This is a genomic window from Rathayibacter sp. SD072 (assembly GCF_017355185.1).
In the GTDB taxonomy this organism is placed as follows: Bacteria; Actinomycetota; Actinomycetes; order Actinomycetales; family Microbacteriaceae; genus Rathayibacter.
Window position 1 is genome coordinate 76,054 of record NZ_JADILJ010000011.1, and the last position, 13,158, is coordinate 89,211.

Sequence of the window (13,158 nt, forward strand, 5' to 3'; positions counted from 1 at the left end):
CCTCGACGGGTCCCGGTGCTTTGATCGTTCAAACCGTGCGCGGACCGCTGATTTGATCGATCCAATCCGAGTGCTACATTACCTCCGACCGCGGTGCTGTCAACCAGCAGCCACCGACGGACCGATCCCCCCGGGCGCCGCACGACGCGCCCCGCACCGACGATTCAGTGAGGAGTCGACCGTGACGACCGAGCGCGACGACCGCAGCAGCACGCCCCTCCAGCCCCTCCTCCACGAGGCCGTCGTCCTCCTCCGCGCGCCCTCGCAGCTGTGGTGCGACGAGGCGGGAGAGGTCGGCGGGCAGCCGATCCACGGGCTGTACCACGGCGACGTCCGGGTCCTCGCGGGCGCGGCCCTCCTCGTCGGCGGACTCCCCCTCGAGCCGATCTCGGCGGGTCGCGACGGCGCCTCCTCCGCCCGCTTCACCGGCCTCGCCCGGCGCCTCGACGACGCCGCGGCAGACCCGCGCTTCCGCGTCGTCCGCTCGCGCACGGTCGCCGCCGGGTCGCTCCGCGAGAGCATCCGGCTCGAGTCGGCTCTGCCCGACGCCGTCGCCACCCGTCTCGAGCTCGCGCTCGAGTCCGACTTCTCGCTCGTGCACGTGGTGAAGGCCGGGCTGCGCGGCGATGCCGACGTCCGCACCGAGGCGGGCGACGGCTCCGTCGTCTGGACCTCGGGCAGCACCCGCGCCGACGTGCGCGCCCCGGGCGCCTCGATCGCGGCGGGATCGACCACGACCCTCTCGTGGGACGTCGTGGTCCCCGCCCACGGCGCCGTGGAGGTGGAGTGGAGCATCGCGATGGAGGACTCGGCCGCCGTCGTCGCTGGGGCCCCCGGACCCGCGGAGTGGAGCGGCACGACGGTCGACGCGGGCGACTCGCGGCTCGCCTCCTGGTGCCGGGTCGCCCTCGACGACCTCGACGCGCTGCGGATGGTCACCGTCGACCGCCCCGACGAGCCGTTCCTCGCCGCCGGAGCGCCCTGGTTCTTCACCCTCTTCGGCCGCGACTCGATCTGGGCGGCGCGGATGCTGCTCCCGCTCGGCACCGGCATCGCCGGGTCGACCCTGCGCGTGCTCGCGGGGCTCCAGGGCACCGAGCACGTGGCCGGCACCGCCGAGCAGCCCGGCAAGATCATGCACGAGCTGCGCTCGACGACCCTCGAGATCCCGGGAGAGGGCGTCTCGCTCCCGCCGCTCTACTTCGGCACAGTCGACGCCACGGCGCTCTGGGTCTGCCTGCTGCACGACGCCTGGCGCTGGGGGCTCCCCGACTCGGAGGTCGAGGCGCTGCTGCCCGCGCTCGAGGCGGCGCTGCGCTGGCTCCGCGACTCCGGTGACTCGGACGGCGACGGCCTGCTCGAGTACGTCGACACCACCGGTCACGGCCTGGCCAACCAGGGCTGGAAGGACTCGGGGGACTCGATCCAGTGGCGCGACGGCTCCCTCGCCGAGGGTCCGATCGCGCTCTGCGAGGTGCAGGCCTACGCCTACGAGGCGGCCATCGGAGGCGCGGCGCTGCTCGACCGGTTCGGCCGCGACGGCTCGGACTGGCGCGAGTGGGCCGCCGCGCTCAAGACCCGCTTCGCCGAGTCGTTCTGGATCGACACGGCCGACGGCGGCTACCCCGCCATCGCCCTGGACGCGCAGAAGCGCCCCGTCGACACCGTCACGAGCAACATCGGCCACCTGCTGGGCACCGGCATCCTGGCGCCCGAGCGCGCCGCGCGCGTGGCCGAGCTGCTGGTCTCGCCGGAGCTCTCGTCCGGCTACGGCCTGCGCACGATGTCGACCGACTCCGACGGCTACTGGCCGCTCTCGTACCACGGAGGAACGGTCTGGGCGCACGACACCGCCATCGCCGTCACGGGGCTGGCCCGCGACGGCTTCGGCGCCGAGGCGACGACGCTCGCGCGCGGCCTCCTCGCCGCTGCCGAGGGCTTCGGCTACCGGATGCCCGAGCTGCACTCCGGCGACTCCGCCGACGTGTCGCCCGCACCCGTGCCCTACCCCGCGGCCTGCCGCCCGCAGGCCTGGTCGGCGGCAGCGGCCGTCGCCGTGCTGTCGGCCGCGCTCGGCCTCGCTCCGGGCGGCGAGGCGCTGGTGGTCGCTCCGCTCTCGCCCGCACTCGCGGGACCGATCCGGGTCGACGGGATCCGCCACCGCGGCTCCGTCGTACCGGTCGACTGGGACGGGCGCCTCTGAGGAGACGGCTGGGCGACCGGGTCACGACTGCGCGATCGGGTCGGGCCGGGCAGCCGTCAGGGCAGCCTCGCCACCACCGCGCGCGCGATCGTGCGCCCCGAGCGGTTCGCCCCGATCGTCGACGCCGTCGGGCCGTAGCCCGCGAAGAACACCCGCGGATCGGTGAGGGACGCCCCGTCGGCCACCGCCACTCCGCCCTCGCGCTCGCGGAGCCCGAGCGGCGCGAGGTGGCGCAGCTCGGGGCGGAACCCCGTCGCCCAGATGATCGCGTCGGCGCGGGTGAAGCTCCCGTCGGGCCAGCGCACCCCGTCCTCCTCGATCGAGCGGAACACGCCGCGCTCGCGGAGCACCCCGCGCTCGATGCCCGCCACGACGCGTCGGGTGCGCTGCACTCCCGTGCCGCCGACGATGCTCGGGAGGGCGCGGCCCTCGCGGGCGGCCCGGTCCTGCTCGCGCACCGCCTCGACCGCCGACTCGAGGGCGAGCTGCTCGCCGTCGCGGTAGTCGACCGGGCGGCGCGTCGCCCAGGTGACGGTGCGGGCGACGCGCTCGAGCTCGAGCAGGAAGCCGATCGCCGACGTGCCGCCGCCCACCACGACGACCTGCTTCCCCGCGAAGTCCTCGGCGCGCACGTACTCGGTGGTGTCGATCTGCACGCCCCGGAACCGGTCCCGGCCGGGGTAGTACGGCACGAAGGGCGAGCCCCAGGTGCCGGTCGCGTTCACGACGATCCGAGCGTGCTCGACCCCGCGGTCGGTCTCGATCACGAGAGCGGAGGAGCGGTCGCCCGGCGTCGCACTCGTGACGCTGCGCACCGCCTCCGGCCGGCGCACGGCCAGCCCGTAGGCGTCCTCGTAGCGCGCGTAGTACTCGCGGACCACGTCGCGGGCGGGGCGGCGACGGTCGGCGGTGGCGAACGACAGGCCGATGCGGTCCATCCCGGGCAGGTCGTGCACGCGGTGCGCCGACCCCAGCCGCAGGGCCTCCCAGCGGAACTGCCAGGCTCCTCCCGGCCCCGGTCCCCGGTCGAGCACGGCGACGTCGCGACCGGGCTCGAGGCCGAGTCTGCGCAGGTAGTAGGCGACCGCGAGGCCCGCCTGACCGGCGCCGATGACGACGACCGGGCGCGGATCGGGGGTGGTGTCCACGCCGCTCCCCACGTCCTCGAGGGGCGGTCGCCGCCGGGATGCCGGAGCCCCGGAGTGGCGTGTGCCCCGTCTGCTAAACTACCGGGTAGATTTCACTGTTCTCAGTTCGGGCTCTTCTCCATCCGCTCGGACCGATCACAACCTGTTCTGTCAATCACACATCCAGCCGGCTTCATCGCCCGTCTGGCCTGTCATCGTGAGGGGGTCACCCATGGGGCGCGGCCGTCAGAAGGCGAAGAACACCAAGATCGCCCGGGAGCTGAAGTCGTTCAGCCCGGCGGTCGATTACAGTGCGCTCGAGCGCGAGCTCAGCCACCCGGACGAGCCGGACTACTCGAAGTGGATCGACGCCGAGGACGACGGCGACGACACCGACTTCGTCGAGGAGCAGCACCAGAAGCGTGCGTGACGCGAAGTCGTCGTCGGGGTCGTCCGGTTCGGACGGCCCCGATCTGCGTTCCGGCGCCGAGCCGCCGACCGGCGAGGGCACCGCGTCCGCGGCCCGCGTCGAGCAGCTGTCGACCCGCATCGCCTACGAGACCCCGTGGATCCGCGTGCGCGAGGACGAGGTGCTCTGGCCGGGCGGGAGCACGGGCGTCTACTCGGTCGTCGAGCGCGACGACTACGCCCTCGTGCTGCCGCGCGAAGGCGAGGGCTTCTGGCTCGTCGAGCAGTTCCGCTACCCGATCGGACGCCGGGCGTGGGAGTTCCCGGCCGGCGGCTGGCCGCACGGCTCCCCCGGCGGCGACCCGCTCGCCCTGGCCGCCGCCGAGCTGCGGGAGGAGACCGGGCTGCGCGCGGGACGCCTCCGGCACCTGGGGCGCCTGAGCGAGGCCTACGGCTTCGTGTCGCAGGCGGTCGACGTGTTCCTCGCCGAGGAGCTCGAGCACGGCGAGCACGCGCGCGAGGCGACCGAGTCCGACATGGAGCAGCGGTGGTTCTCCGACCACGAGGTCGCGGAGCTCGTCCGCTCGGGCGGGATCATCGAGACGGCCGCCGTCGCGGCGCTCGGGCTGTTCTGGATGGACCGCGGGCTCGTCCCGTGATCGGCGCGATGTCGGTGGTCACCGGCATGCTCGGCGGATGACTCCGCCGCCCGCGCCGCGGACCCCCGCCGTGCCGCTCCCCGTGTGGCGGTCCGAGCGCCGCGGCCGCGACCTCGACGAGGCCCGCGCCTTCTACGAGCAGGGGTACAACGGCTCCGGCTTCCGCGCCGAGCGCTCCGCGACGCCGTTCGGCATGCACCTCGCCGGCGGTGACTCGCAACCGTTGATCCACGCTGGCCAAACACGACGTCTTCCCACCTTCCACACATTCTGTGGGGATGGGGCGGACATCCGCCATGTCGTTGAGGGCACGGCTGACCGTCTGCCGCGAGACACCCGCGCCACGTCGACGATCGTCGCCGGCGCAGGAGGAACGGTCATGGCACGAGGGTACGCGCTGGGCGCCCCCACCTCCGGGCCGCTGTCACCCCGCCGCGACTCGCAATCGAAGTGTCCGAGAAGACCATCCCCATACGGTACGGCGCAGCGGCGCGCGCGTCGTGTGTGCAGAGGACCTTGGACATCTGAAGACTCACGGTCGTCTGCACGAGTGCCGCGGCGACGCGAAGAGTCGTGCAGACGACTGCGAGCAACGACAACCGCGTCCTGTCGGAGTTCTACGCCCGGCTGCTCGGGGGTCGCGTCACGGGACGGTCTTACCGCGAAGCCAGAGCGCTCCACCGGGATTGTTGAACGCCAGCACCAAGAAGCTGGCGACAAGTCTGGGCGCATTCGATCGCGACTCTGCTGGCGGACCCGAGCGGCCCAAGTGGGGGCGCCGGCGTGACTCCCTCGGCGCAGGGCTCCTCAGCACAAGCGCCTCTTCTTGATTCGTGGATCGGGAGCTCACACCGTGGGGAGGGCGGCGTAGGCGCGCTTGACGCCGTTGTACCAGTCGAGGGACTTCTTCGGGTGCTTCCACCGCCCCTTCATCTCGTCGCGAGCGTCGGCGTGTGTTTCGTCGTCGGCCTTCACGGCATCTCTGAGGTGGCGGTCCTGCATCTTGATGACGTCGTCCGCACTCGTGGCGCTGTGCTGGACATCGCAGGGGCCACCCAGATCTCGGCAGGTCATGGTCTTCATCGGGTCCTCGTTCCCGCCGCCGCATCTGCAGCAGCTCTCATTCCTTCGACGGTGTAGGGGCCTCGAATGTGACAGATCGCTCATCCCGACTCGATTTGCTCACGCCCCGGGGCGGATTGTGTCGAGCCAGCCGTCATGCAGGCCGAGGTGCGCTTGGAGGTTGTTGGCGCGCCGCACCACTCGGCGGTTCCTCGTGGTGCGGTGGCTCCGGGAAGAGGCGGAGTCCGCCCGGGGCGTAGGACTCCGCGATCCATCGCCTCATCCAGTCCTGATGGAGGACGATGCGGTCGGCGTTGAGGTAGCGGAAGCGGAGCGGGCTCGTGGGATGCAGCCAGATCGACGTGCGGCCGTTCCCTATGGTCGGTGAGTCCTTCCAGGAGAAATAGAAGGATTCGCCCCGGCCGAGTTTGGTGCCGATGACGACCTGGAGATGGGCGAGGGGACGGTCCTCGAAGTCGACTTCCAGCCGTGAGTCGTAGACGAGCCGTCCCATCGGGATCCTGACGTCGAGTGCATCCGGAGTGGATGCCCTGGCCACGTGAGAAAGATCTGGACGGGGTCGGGACGGAGGCTACGCCCGAACCTGCCGGAACCGTCACCCTTCCTCGATATCGACACGGATCCACCCCACCCACCGACGCGCTCACAGCATCACCGTGCCCAGCCGTTCTGGCGAGTGAAGGACTTCGAGTCACCCCGCGTGAGCAGTATTCGCCGTTCTCGTCCGCGCACCTCGGTGAGGCGTATGGTCCGAGCATGACCGTCCTCATCAGCACCGCGACGGGTGTCCTCACCCCGCCTACCAGCCCTTCCGCATCGCTGACCGCCGTCGTCTCCGCGCCCCGCCACCCCGTCAAGAAGAACGATGACGATCTCCTCGAGGAGGCCGCTCGGCACACGCGATTCTGGGCCTCCTACGACGCCGATCCCCGCTCGGCGACCGCGTGGGCAGACGCCGCGACGTCTACCTGGCGCCGACCCGAGCAAGCCCTGACAACGGCCGTCCGGGAGGGTCTGGACCAGTGGGACGAAGAGGGCGGCTACGACCCCGCATGACCGTTTCGTGGGTTTGATGACCCATTCGGCGTCCGCATTCCGCGGCGACAAGTGGCCGCAGCGGACGTCAGTGCTGCAGCAGGATTCTCCGGCGATCACCGCTACCTTGGCCGGCGGGACGTCCGAGGCGCCGGCAACTACCCGATGCGATCGCCGTCGTCTGATCGGCGGGGACGTCTCGGCTCGTCGATGACGACCATGTCCCGACCGATCGCCGGACTCAAGAGCTCACGTAGCCACAGACGATTGAGCACGACGAGCTGCGGGTCGTCGAACCGATACTCAAGCAGCGAGCCGGGCTGAACGAGTATCGCGTGCGAGCGGAACTCCGCCTCCTGAGACGTCCTCCACGTCACCCGGAACGGCGCTCCTCGCGACATCCTCGTACGGATCGCGATCCGTATGTGGGAGAGCGTTCGGTCGTCGAATTCGATTCGGCGTCGCCACGCACCGAAGATCAATACACCCATGTCGTGCCCTCTTCTCCCTCGAGCCGACCACGAACGCGCGGATGCAGCTGGCGCGGAATGCTCCGCGGAACCAGATCCGCAGGAGGCGAACCGATCATGAAACCCAAGTAGAGGTGCCTCAACGGTAGACCTCTGCCGAGACGAACAGGCTCGATCATTGATTCCCGTCGACCCGAGCACGTACCAGTAGCGAAGATTGAAGTCGACGTGGCACAGCTCGCTCCCTCATGCGCTTCCCCGGCAAGTGCCGAGGTCTAGGTTGCAGGTGTGCGGGGTCCTCCCGGCACCGTCACCGTCGCCGACATCGCCCACCGCTGGGGCTTCGCCCACCTCGGCCGCTTCTCCGCCTCCTACGCGCAGCGCTTCGGCGAGAACCCCAAGAGCACCCTCGACACCGAGTAGACCATTTCAGCAAGCTGCGCCGGCGTCCGCACCCTGATCGAAAAACGCAGCCTCACCCGCCCACACCTCCGGCGTCGGGAGCGGTCAGTAACGTCGACCAGGACGCCGCGAGAGATCACGGATGTCGTGGGTCCCCGTTCGAGTGCCCTCTCGCGGGGACCCGTTCAGCATTCCGCCGCAGTCTCGCTTCAGTGCAATCCGTCCGTGTGCTCTGCGGCCGCTCGGCGAGCAGCGTCGGCCTGCTGGCGGTACAGCGTCGCGCGACTCCAACCGACCAGCCGGGCGGCTTCTTCGGCGGTGCGCCCTCGAGCTCGAGCATCCGCCGCGATACCGAGCTTCTCCGCGACCACGACGGGGTCGGACAGGGGCCGGCCGAAGCGGGTCCCGTTCGCTCGAGCGGCGGCGATGCCGGCGTTGACTCGTTCGACCATGAGTTCGCGCTCGTATTCCGCGAGCGTCGCGAGCATGTTCAACAGCAGTCGGCCCGTCGACGTCGACGGGTCGATGCCGTCAGAGATCGAGCGAACCTGCACGCCGCGCTCCCGCAGAAGGTTCACCGTGTTGAGCACATCGATCAGCGATCGACCGAGTCGATCAACTCGCCAGACGACGACGGTGTCCCCGTCCTCGGCGTACTCAATGAGCTTTTTCATCCCGGATCGCTCGATCGCGGTCTTGCTCCCTGAGGTGACGTCGGCGAAGACGTCTCGCTTCTGTACCCCTGCGGCGACGAATGCGTCGAGCTGCAGCTGCGCATCCTGACTCGCCGTGCTCACACGCGTATACCCCAGAAGTCTCACGAGCCCGGTGCGACCCGGAAAGCCCCCGCCTGCCCCTATTGAGACACTTCATACCGAGACGCCTTTTCGAGACGACATCAGTCCCCGTCTGACGCGACAGCGGAGTGCCGAGAACCAGTCCGTCCGAGCGTCTCAGAAAGAAATGCTTCTTGAGCCGGTAGGAGAGCCCGTGGACGACGTCCAACGCGAGAACCCTCAACGTACGATTCGCTTCATGAACGGTTCGGTCCGCAACGCGCGCATCGCTGGGGTGTCGATTGATTGCGTCGACCATCGCGTGCTGTCGGCTTTCTACGCGCGGCTGCTCGGAGGTCGTGTCGCCTGGGTCACTGATGATGCGGCGGGGGTGTCTGCCGCGGGATATCACCTCGTCGCTCAGAGGGTGTCGCCCTACCGGCGGCCTCAGTGGCCGGGGACATCGATAGTCCATCTCGATCTGACGTGCGAGCCGGAAGACCTGGCGGCCTTCCGCGCCCACGCCGAAGAGTGCGGTGCCGTGCCGGCTCGCGACCAGCCGGACGCCCGCTGGGTCGTCATGCTCGATCCCGCCGGACACCCCATCTGTCTGACTCCGCTCATCGCCGACATCGACGGCGCCCCGAAGGAAGCCGCTGCGTCCCTCTCGGATGCCGATCCCTCACGATCCAGCACAGGTGGTCCAATCTCAGAGAGAAGTGATGCATGACCAGCACGACCGAGGTGAGAGTCGGTTTCGCTGTCGATGACGTCGAGCTGAGTGCCCTGCATGCGCGGGCGTTCGGGATCCCGGATCCGGTGACGCTGCCGTGGGCTGCACGGCTCCGTCGTCACAGTGTCAGCTGGGTCGGAGCCTTCGACGGTGAGCGGCTCGTCGGATTCGTTCACGCCTGCGGTGACGGCGGCGTGCACGCCTTCGTCCTGGACACCGTTGTCGACCCCGCGTACCAGCGTCGAGGAATTGGCCGATCTCTTCTCGAGACTCTGCGCGCCGACACCGTCAAGGCTGGATGCGAGTGGCTGCACGTCGACTTCGAGCCGCACCTACGCACGTTCTATGAGAGCTGCGGGTTCCGCTCGACCGACGCGGGCCTCCTCCGCCTGATCTGAAAGCGGCACCGACGCTTGTCAGCGAGCGGTGCGGGACGAATCGGCGAGGCGATCCAGGATCGGTTCGAGGGCCTCGACGAGGAGGCGGGCGGGGTGGTCGGCATCCGGCGCGTCCGCGTCGTCCGTCTCGAGCTCGCCGACCTCGATGCCGACGATCTCGCTGCCCGTCAAGGCTCGAGCGCAGTCCTCGAGCTGGCTGAGGGTCATCCCGGCGGGCACGCCGTAGTCGGTGGGTACTGTTCCCGGTTCGAGGACGTCGCAGTCGATGTGGACGTAGACGGGTCGGCCGGCCACCTCGCGGTGCAGAGCGTCGGCCATGTCCGGAGCCACCGGGACGAGACGGATCCGACCCGAGTCGATGAGCGCCTGCTCCGGCGGGTCGATGTCGCGGGTGCCGACGAGGATCGTGTTGCTCTCCGCCAGTCCTCCTCCGAGTGCGGAGCTCCAGAGACCGAGCGGTCCGGACAGGGCGAGTCCGCCGAGATAGCCGGTGGTCGTGTTGGCCGGGGTGTTGAGGTCGGCGTGCGCGTCGAACCAGAGGACGACGGCGTCGGGTCGGTGCTGCGCGATCACGGGCAGGGTGGCGAGCGCGACGGCGCACCGGCTGAGGGCGGTGACCGGTGAGAGACCGTCGGTCAGGAGCCGGTCGTAGTGCGCCGCCATCAGTCGCAGACCCGGCAGCGCCGAGGCGAGTTCCTCATCCCAGGTCGTGGGCGATGCGGGTCGCGGCCTCCCGATCATGGTCGGCGTGCCGCCGAGTCGTTCACTGAGCGCGGCTGCCAGAAGCGGGCTGGCCTGCATGGCACGGTCATTGTGGTCGCCGGCGCGGGAGGCGAAGCGGGTGAGTGCGATGGGCATGGCCGTCCTCGGGGTCGGGGCCGCGGGGTACGGCAGACCTCCACGCTAGAAACCGGCGATGTGGTGCCGCAATCGACGAAGTGCGTGCACAGAGCGGATGCGTTCAGCATCATGTGGAGTCGATCTAGACTATTCGTGTGATCGATGACCTGGATCGCCGCTTGATCGCTCTCCTGCGCACCCGATCACGGCTCCCCGTCGCCGTCCTCGCGCGAGAGCTCGGGGTGAACAGGTCGACTGTGACCGCGCGGATCGACGGCTTGACCCGATCCGGAGTGATCGAGGCGTTCACGATCCGGCTGAGCGACGAGGTCGATAGGGACGCCGTCCGCGCCATCACCCTCGTCGCCAGCGATCCTCAGCGCGGTCAGGACGTCGTCCGCGCGATCCGCGGCTTCACCGAGGTCGAGCGTCTGCACTCAACACTCGGAGCGTGGGATCTGGTCGTTCAGCTCCGCACGCAGACGATGGCGGAGTTCGACTCCGCCCTCGAGCGCATCCGCGCCGTCCCGGGCGTCAGAGACACCGAGACGAGCCTCCTGATCAACTCCCTCACGGGCCAGTGATCCGGCCGCCGGTGCGAGATCGACGCCCGGTCGGAGCTCGGCGGGCAGCAGAATAGCCCCATGGCGACCTGGGAGAGCGGCCTCACCGGTGTCGTCACCCTGCCCGACGGACGTCTCGTGCGGGGTCGCGCGCTGCGCGACGGTGCACCGCCCGCTGACGAGCGGCCGGAGTTCGGTGTCTACCTGACCGCGAGACCGCACACGGAGGCGTGGGAGTCGCGCTGGGTGCGCTGGCCCGACTTCCGGCTGCCGTCCTCGCCCCCCGATGCGATGGTGAGCCTCCGAGAGGTCTACGAGCGGTCGAGCGACACGAGAGTCGAGATCGCCTGCGGCGGCGGCCGGGGCCGCACGGGAACAGCGATCGCGCTTCTCGCCCGTCTCGCAGGAGTCCCGGCCGACGACGCCGTGGCGTGGACGCGAGCGAACTACCGGAAGGGCTCGGTCGAGACTCCCGCGCAACGGCGATTCGTCAGAAGCGCTGACCTTCCCGGTTGATCGAGAGACGCCAGGGCGATCAGGAGTGCCCTGATCCACCCCTGGGGGGACCTGCACTCGGTGCCCGTCCGGCTACTGTGCCGTGATGGTCACGACACGAGCACTGGTCGAGCGATGGATCGGCGGATGGTGTGATTCCCGCCGGATGCTCGGGCGCCCCGAGGGCGACGGGTGGCTGGTCGAGGTCGCCGCGGAGACTCGTTCGCTCGAGTACATCAGCGCAGCGCCGTCGCTCCCCGAGCTGCATCGGCTGGTGACCGCGACGTCCGCCCCGGACGTGTGGCTGACATTGGTCGGCGAACTCGATCGGCGCAGTCTGGACGCAGTGGCGACTCTTGATCCGGTGACGAGCGGTGAGTGCATGATGACCACGCGCATCCTGCCCATGAATGTCCCGACGCGCGTGCACCTCGAAGAGGACGGGAAGGTAGCGCACGCCCGCATCGAGGTACGAGGAGAACTCGCCGCACGCGGACAAGCTGCGGTTCACGAGGGGGATGTCGTGTTCGACCGCATCGAGACACTGCCGGACTTTCGTCGCCAGGGCCTCGGCCGCCTCATCATGACCGGGCTCACCGGCTGGGCTGCCGAGACCGGCGCGACGACAGGCCTCCTCATGGCAAGCGTCAGCGGCCAAAGGCTCTACGACAGTCTCGGCTGGTCTCAAGTCGCCCCGATCGTCACCTACCGAGGGCAGGGGAAGTAGATGGGATGAGCGACGTTCCGTCGTTAGTTGCGAGGCAAGACGAGAGTGTTCTGCCGAAGGATGATCCACCAGCGACCCAGCAGGTGCGAACGCAGTGATCGCCGTAGCCTGAGCGTTCACAGGACGCCGAGCCCGTCGTCCATCGACTCCAAGGATCACCATGCAGCAGCCCCTGCTCACTGGCGACGTCTACGCCGACGAAGCGTCTTTGAATTGCCCTCACTGCACCCAGAACACAGGGCTTCATGTCGACACCATCGAGATGCACTCTGCGGGAGGCCAGACGCTCATCGCCCAAGCTCACGGTGAGGACGACCATGCGAACATCGCGATCGAGCTCACACCTCGCCAACCGGAGGAGTACAAGGGACGTCGACACACGGTGGTTCTCGTCGCGTGGTGCGAGTTGTGCGGGATGTCGTCGCGGATCTCGTTCATGCAGCACAAGGGCGTCACTGAATTCGAGATTGACACGGCACCGCGTCGCCCCTGACGCGTTGCTCTCACGTCCACTCCGACTCCTCCTAGCTGCACGCGCGATCCGCGCAGCGGGTCCCGCCGGCGCCGGTCGTCTAGGTCGGGCGGCGGGCGGCGCTGTTGACGTCGAGCTGGCGTTCGATGTCGGCCAAGATCGCTCGGGCGCGTTCGGCCTGAGCGCGCAGGCGGTTGGCGCCAGGGTTCTCGCCGGGGTCGCGGCCTTCGTAGCGGTCGGATTCGTCCTCGTTGGCGGCGTTGTGCTCGGAAACGCTGATGAACTCGCGTAGCGCCTCGGTGAGGATGTAGTAGTCCGATTCGTCTGCGAGGTCGAGCAGGACCGGGTCGAACGAGGGAGTCGGAGTCGTCATCGGTTCGTCCTGTCGGCGGGTGTCGAGCGCGAGGATGCCGCGCTCGGCGCGGGCTCCGTGTGGAGCAGGGCGCGGGCGCGGTCGAGGTAGGTGAGGCCGGCGTCGCGCAGTTCGTCGGTCGTGTACTTCTTGACGCTCTTCCCGGGGATCAGGTCGACGACGGGTAGGGGCGTGGTGCTCAGCATTTCGGCGCGGAGGTCCCACGCGAGCTCGTCGTCCCATCCGCCGGTGTCGGCCTCGTCGGTGGCGAGGACCTCGACTTCGGCGAGCAGCCCGCGGGCGGTGAGGAGGTGCGGTAGGCGGTGAGGAGGTGCGGTAGGCGGTGAGGAGGTGCGGTAGGCGGTGAGGAGGTGCGGTAGGCGGTGAGGAGGTGCGGTAGGCGGCGACGTCGGCT

19 protein-coding genes are annotated in these 13,158 nt (G+C 69.5%); 11 read left to right on the forward strand and 8 right to left on the reverse strand.

All coding sequences use genetic code 11. The annotated features are described in order from the left end of the window. Positions 1–181: 181 nt before the first annotated feature. Positions 182–2,203, forward strand: coding sequence for a glycogen debranching N-terminal domain-containing protein (locus IOC53_RS06680; protein WP_207403618.1), 2,022 nt, complete (start codon positions 182–184; stop codon positions 2,201–2,203). Positions 2,204–2,259: 56 nt separating this feature from the next. On the opposite strand, the gene IOC53_RS06685 is transcribed toward IOC53_RS06680, so the two are convergent. Then, complete coding sequence (locus tag IOC53_RS06685; RefSeq protein ID WP_207403620.1) at positions 2,260–3,351, reverse strand: FAD-dependent oxidoreductase; 1,092 nt, start codon at positions 3,349–3,351, stop codon at positions 2,260–2,262. A gap of 211 nt (positions 3,352–3,562) precedes the next feature. Between IOC53_RS06685 and IOC53_RS06690 the strand changes: the two genes are divergently transcribed. Both IOC53_RS06690 and IOC53_RS19430 read left to right on the forward strand, forming a co-directional pair. Beyond that, complete coding sequence (locus IOC53_RS06690) at positions 3,563–3,760, forward strand: DUF3073 domain-containing protein (RefSeq protein ID WP_055789263.1); 198 nt, start codon at positions 3,563–3,565, stop codon at positions 3,758–3,760. After that, the gene (locus IOC53_RS19430; RefSeq protein WP_207403622.1) at positions 3,753–4,397 is read left to right on the forward strand and encodes an NUDIX hydrolase; all 645 of its coding nucleotides are present in this window, start codon (positions 3,753–3,755) and stop codon (positions 4,395–4,397) included. The genes IOC53_RS06690 and IOC53_RS19430 overlap by 8 nt, the downstream gene beginning before the upstream one ends. A gap of 846 nt (positions 4,398–5,243) precedes the next feature. On the opposite strand, the gene IOC53_RS06700 is transcribed toward IOC53_RS19430, so the two are convergent. Beyond that, positions 5,244–5,480, reverse strand: a complete 237-nt coding sequence (locus tag IOC53_RS06700; protein WP_207403624.1) for a DUF1059 domain-containing protein — start codon at positions 5,478–5,480, stop codon at positions 5,244–5,246. A 133-nt stretch (positions 5,481–5,613) separates the two neighbouring features. Beyond that, positions 5,614–5,973, reverse strand: coding sequence for an ATP-dependent DNA ligase (locus tag IOC53_RS06705; RefSeq protein ID WP_207403626.1), 360 nt, complete (start codon positions 5,971–5,973; stop codon positions 5,614–5,616). 263 nt (positions 5,974–6,236) lie between these two features. On the opposite strand from IOC53_RS06705, the gene IOC53_RS06710 reads away from it, so the two are divergent. Further along, a complete protein-coding gene (locus IOC53_RS06710; RefSeq protein ID WP_207403628.1) occupies positions 6,237–6,536 on the forward strand; it encodes a hypothetical protein in 300 nt (99 codons plus the stop codon). Positions 6,537–6,673: 137 nt separating this feature from the next. Here IOC53_RS06710 and IOC53_RS06715 read toward each other — a convergent pair whose 3' ends face one another. Further along, entirely contained in the window at positions 6,674–7,006 is a 333-nt protein-coding gene (locus IOC53_RS06715; protein WP_207403630.1) for a hypothetical protein, read from the reverse strand. Positions 7,007–7,273: 267 nt separating this feature from the next. Between IOC53_RS06715 and IOC53_RS19205 the strand changes: the two genes are divergently transcribed. Continuing rightward, positions 7,274–7,408 (forward strand): helix-turn-helix domain-containing protein, encoded by a 135-nt coding sequence (locus IOC53_RS19205; protein WP_207403632.1) that lies wholly within the window; start codon positions 7,274–7,276, stop codon positions 7,406–7,408. Positions 7,409–7,596: 188 nt separating this feature from the next. On the opposite strand, the gene IOC53_RS06725 is transcribed toward IOC53_RS19205, so the two are convergent. Next, on the reverse strand, positions 7,597–8,208 hold the full coding sequence (locus IOC53_RS06725) for a recombinase family protein (protein WP_207403634.1): 612 nt from the start codon (positions 8,206–8,208) through the stop codon (positions 7,597–7,599). A gap of 169 nt (positions 8,209–8,377) precedes the next feature. Here IOC53_RS06725 and IOC53_RS06730 point away from each other — a divergent pair, with 169 nt between their 5' ends. Both IOC53_RS06730 and IOC53_RS06735 read left to right on the forward strand, forming a co-directional pair. Beyond that, the gene (locus IOC53_RS06730) at positions 8,378–8,893 is read left to right on the forward strand and encodes a VOC family protein (protein ID WP_307786088.1); all 516 of its coding nucleotides are present in this window, start codon (positions 8,378–8,380) and stop codon (positions 8,891–8,893) included. Beyond that, the gene (locus tag IOC53_RS06735) at positions 8,890–9,294 is read left to right on the forward strand and encodes a GNAT family N-acetyltransferase (RefSeq protein WP_207403636.1); all 405 of its coding nucleotides are present in this window, start codon (positions 8,890–8,892) and stop codon (positions 9,292–9,294) included. The genes IOC53_RS06730 and IOC53_RS06735 overlap by 4 nt, the downstream gene beginning before the upstream one ends. A gap of 18 nt (positions 9,295–9,312) precedes the next feature. Here the strand turns inward: IOC53_RS06735 and IOC53_RS06740 are convergent, their stop codons facing one another. Then, entirely contained in the window at positions 9,313–10,152 is an 840-nt protein-coding gene (locus tag IOC53_RS06740; protein ID WP_207403638.1) for an arginase family protein, read from the reverse strand. Between the two features lie 137 nt (positions 10,153–10,289). Between IOC53_RS06740 and IOC53_RS06745 the strand changes: the two genes are divergently transcribed. From IOC53_RS06745 to IOC53_RS06760, 4 genes are all read left to right on the forward strand, one after another. Continuing rightward, the gene (locus IOC53_RS06745; protein ID WP_207403639.1) at positions 10,290–10,718 is read left to right on the forward strand and encodes an Lrp/AsnC family transcriptional regulator; all 429 of its coding nucleotides are present in this window, start codon (positions 10,290–10,292) and stop codon (positions 10,716–10,718) included. Positions 10,719–10,778: 60 nt separating this feature from the next. Next, positions 10,779–11,213: a protein-tyrosine phosphatase family protein gene (locus IOC53_RS06750; protein ID WP_207403640.1), complete on the forward strand. Its 435-nt coding sequence runs from the start codon at positions 10,779–10,781 to the stop codon at positions 11,211–11,213. An 85-nt stretch (positions 11,214–11,298) separates the two neighbouring features. Beyond that, positions 11,299–11,919, forward strand: a complete 621-nt coding sequence (locus IOC53_RS06755; RefSeq protein WP_207403641.1) for a GNAT family N-acetyltransferase — start codon at positions 11,299–11,301, stop codon at positions 11,917–11,919. Positions 11,920–12,079: 160 nt separating this feature from the next. After that, complete coding sequence (locus IOC53_RS06760) at positions 12,080–12,412, forward strand: hypothetical protein (protein WP_207403642.1); 333 nt, start codon at positions 12,080–12,082, stop codon at positions 12,410–12,412. A 79-nt stretch (positions 12,413–12,491) separates the two neighbouring features. Here the strand turns inward: IOC53_RS06760 and IOC53_RS06765 are convergent, their stop codons facing one another. Beyond that, a complete protein-coding gene (locus IOC53_RS06765) occupies positions 12,492–12,764 on the reverse strand; it encodes a hypothetical protein (protein WP_207403643.1) in 273 nt (90 codons plus the stop codon). Continuing rightward, on the reverse strand, positions 12,761–13,158 hold a 398-nt coding region (locus IOC53_RS06770), incomplete at its 5' end, for a hypothetical protein (protein ID WP_207403645.1). The genes IOC53_RS06770 and IOC53_RS06765, both read right to left, overlap by 4 nt.

What these genes read in the sequence shown, in the direction of transcription:
- IOC53_RS06740 (WP_207403638.1), bottom strand. Translation starts at nt 10,152, where the DNA reads ATGCCCATCGCACTCACCCGCTTCGCCTCCCGCGCCGGCGACCACAAT.
- IOC53_RS06710 (WP_207403628.1), top strand. Translation starts at nt 6,237, where the DNA reads ATGACCGTCCTCATCAGCACCGCGACGGGTGTCCTCACCCCGCCTACC.
- IOC53_RS06735 (WP_207403636.1), top strand. Translation starts at nt 8,890, where the DNA reads ATGACCAGCACGACCGAGGTGAGAGTCGGTTTCGCTGTCGATGACGTC.
- IOC53_RS06715 (WP_207403630.1), bottom strand. Translation starts at nt 7,006, where the DNA reads ATGGGTGTATTGATCTTCGGTGCGTGGCGACGCCGAATCGAATTCGAC.
- IOC53_RS06705 (WP_207403626.1), bottom strand. Translation starts at nt 5,973, where the DNA reads ATGGGACGGCTCGTCTACGACTCACGGCTGGAAGTCGACTTCGAGGAC.
- IOC53_RS06755 (WP_207403641.1), top strand. Translation starts at nt 11,299, where the DNA reads ATGGTCACGACACGAGCACTGGTCGAGCGATGGATCGGCGGATGGTGT.
- IOC53_RS06760 (WP_207403642.1), top strand. Translation starts at nt 12,080, where the DNA reads ATGCAGCAGCCCCTGCTCACTGGCGACGTCTACGCCGACGAAGCGTCT.
- IOC53_RS06700 (WP_207403624.1), bottom strand. Translation starts at nt 5,480, where the DNA reads ATGAAGACCATGACCTGCCGAGATCTGGGTGGCCCCTGCGATGTCCAG.
- IOC53_RS06750 (WP_207403640.1), top strand. Translation starts at nt 10,779, where the DNA reads ATGGCGACCTGGGAGAGCGGCCTCACCGGTGTCGTCACCCTGCCCGAC.
- IOC53_RS06690 (WP_055789263.1), top strand. Translation starts at nt 3,563, where the DNA reads ATGGGGCGCGGCCGTCAGAAGGCGAAGAACACCAAGATCGCCCGGGAG.
- IOC53_RS06765 (WP_207403643.1), bottom strand. Translation starts at nt 12,764, where the DNA reads ATGACGACTCCGACTCCCTCGTTCGACCCGGTCCTGCTCGACCTCGCA.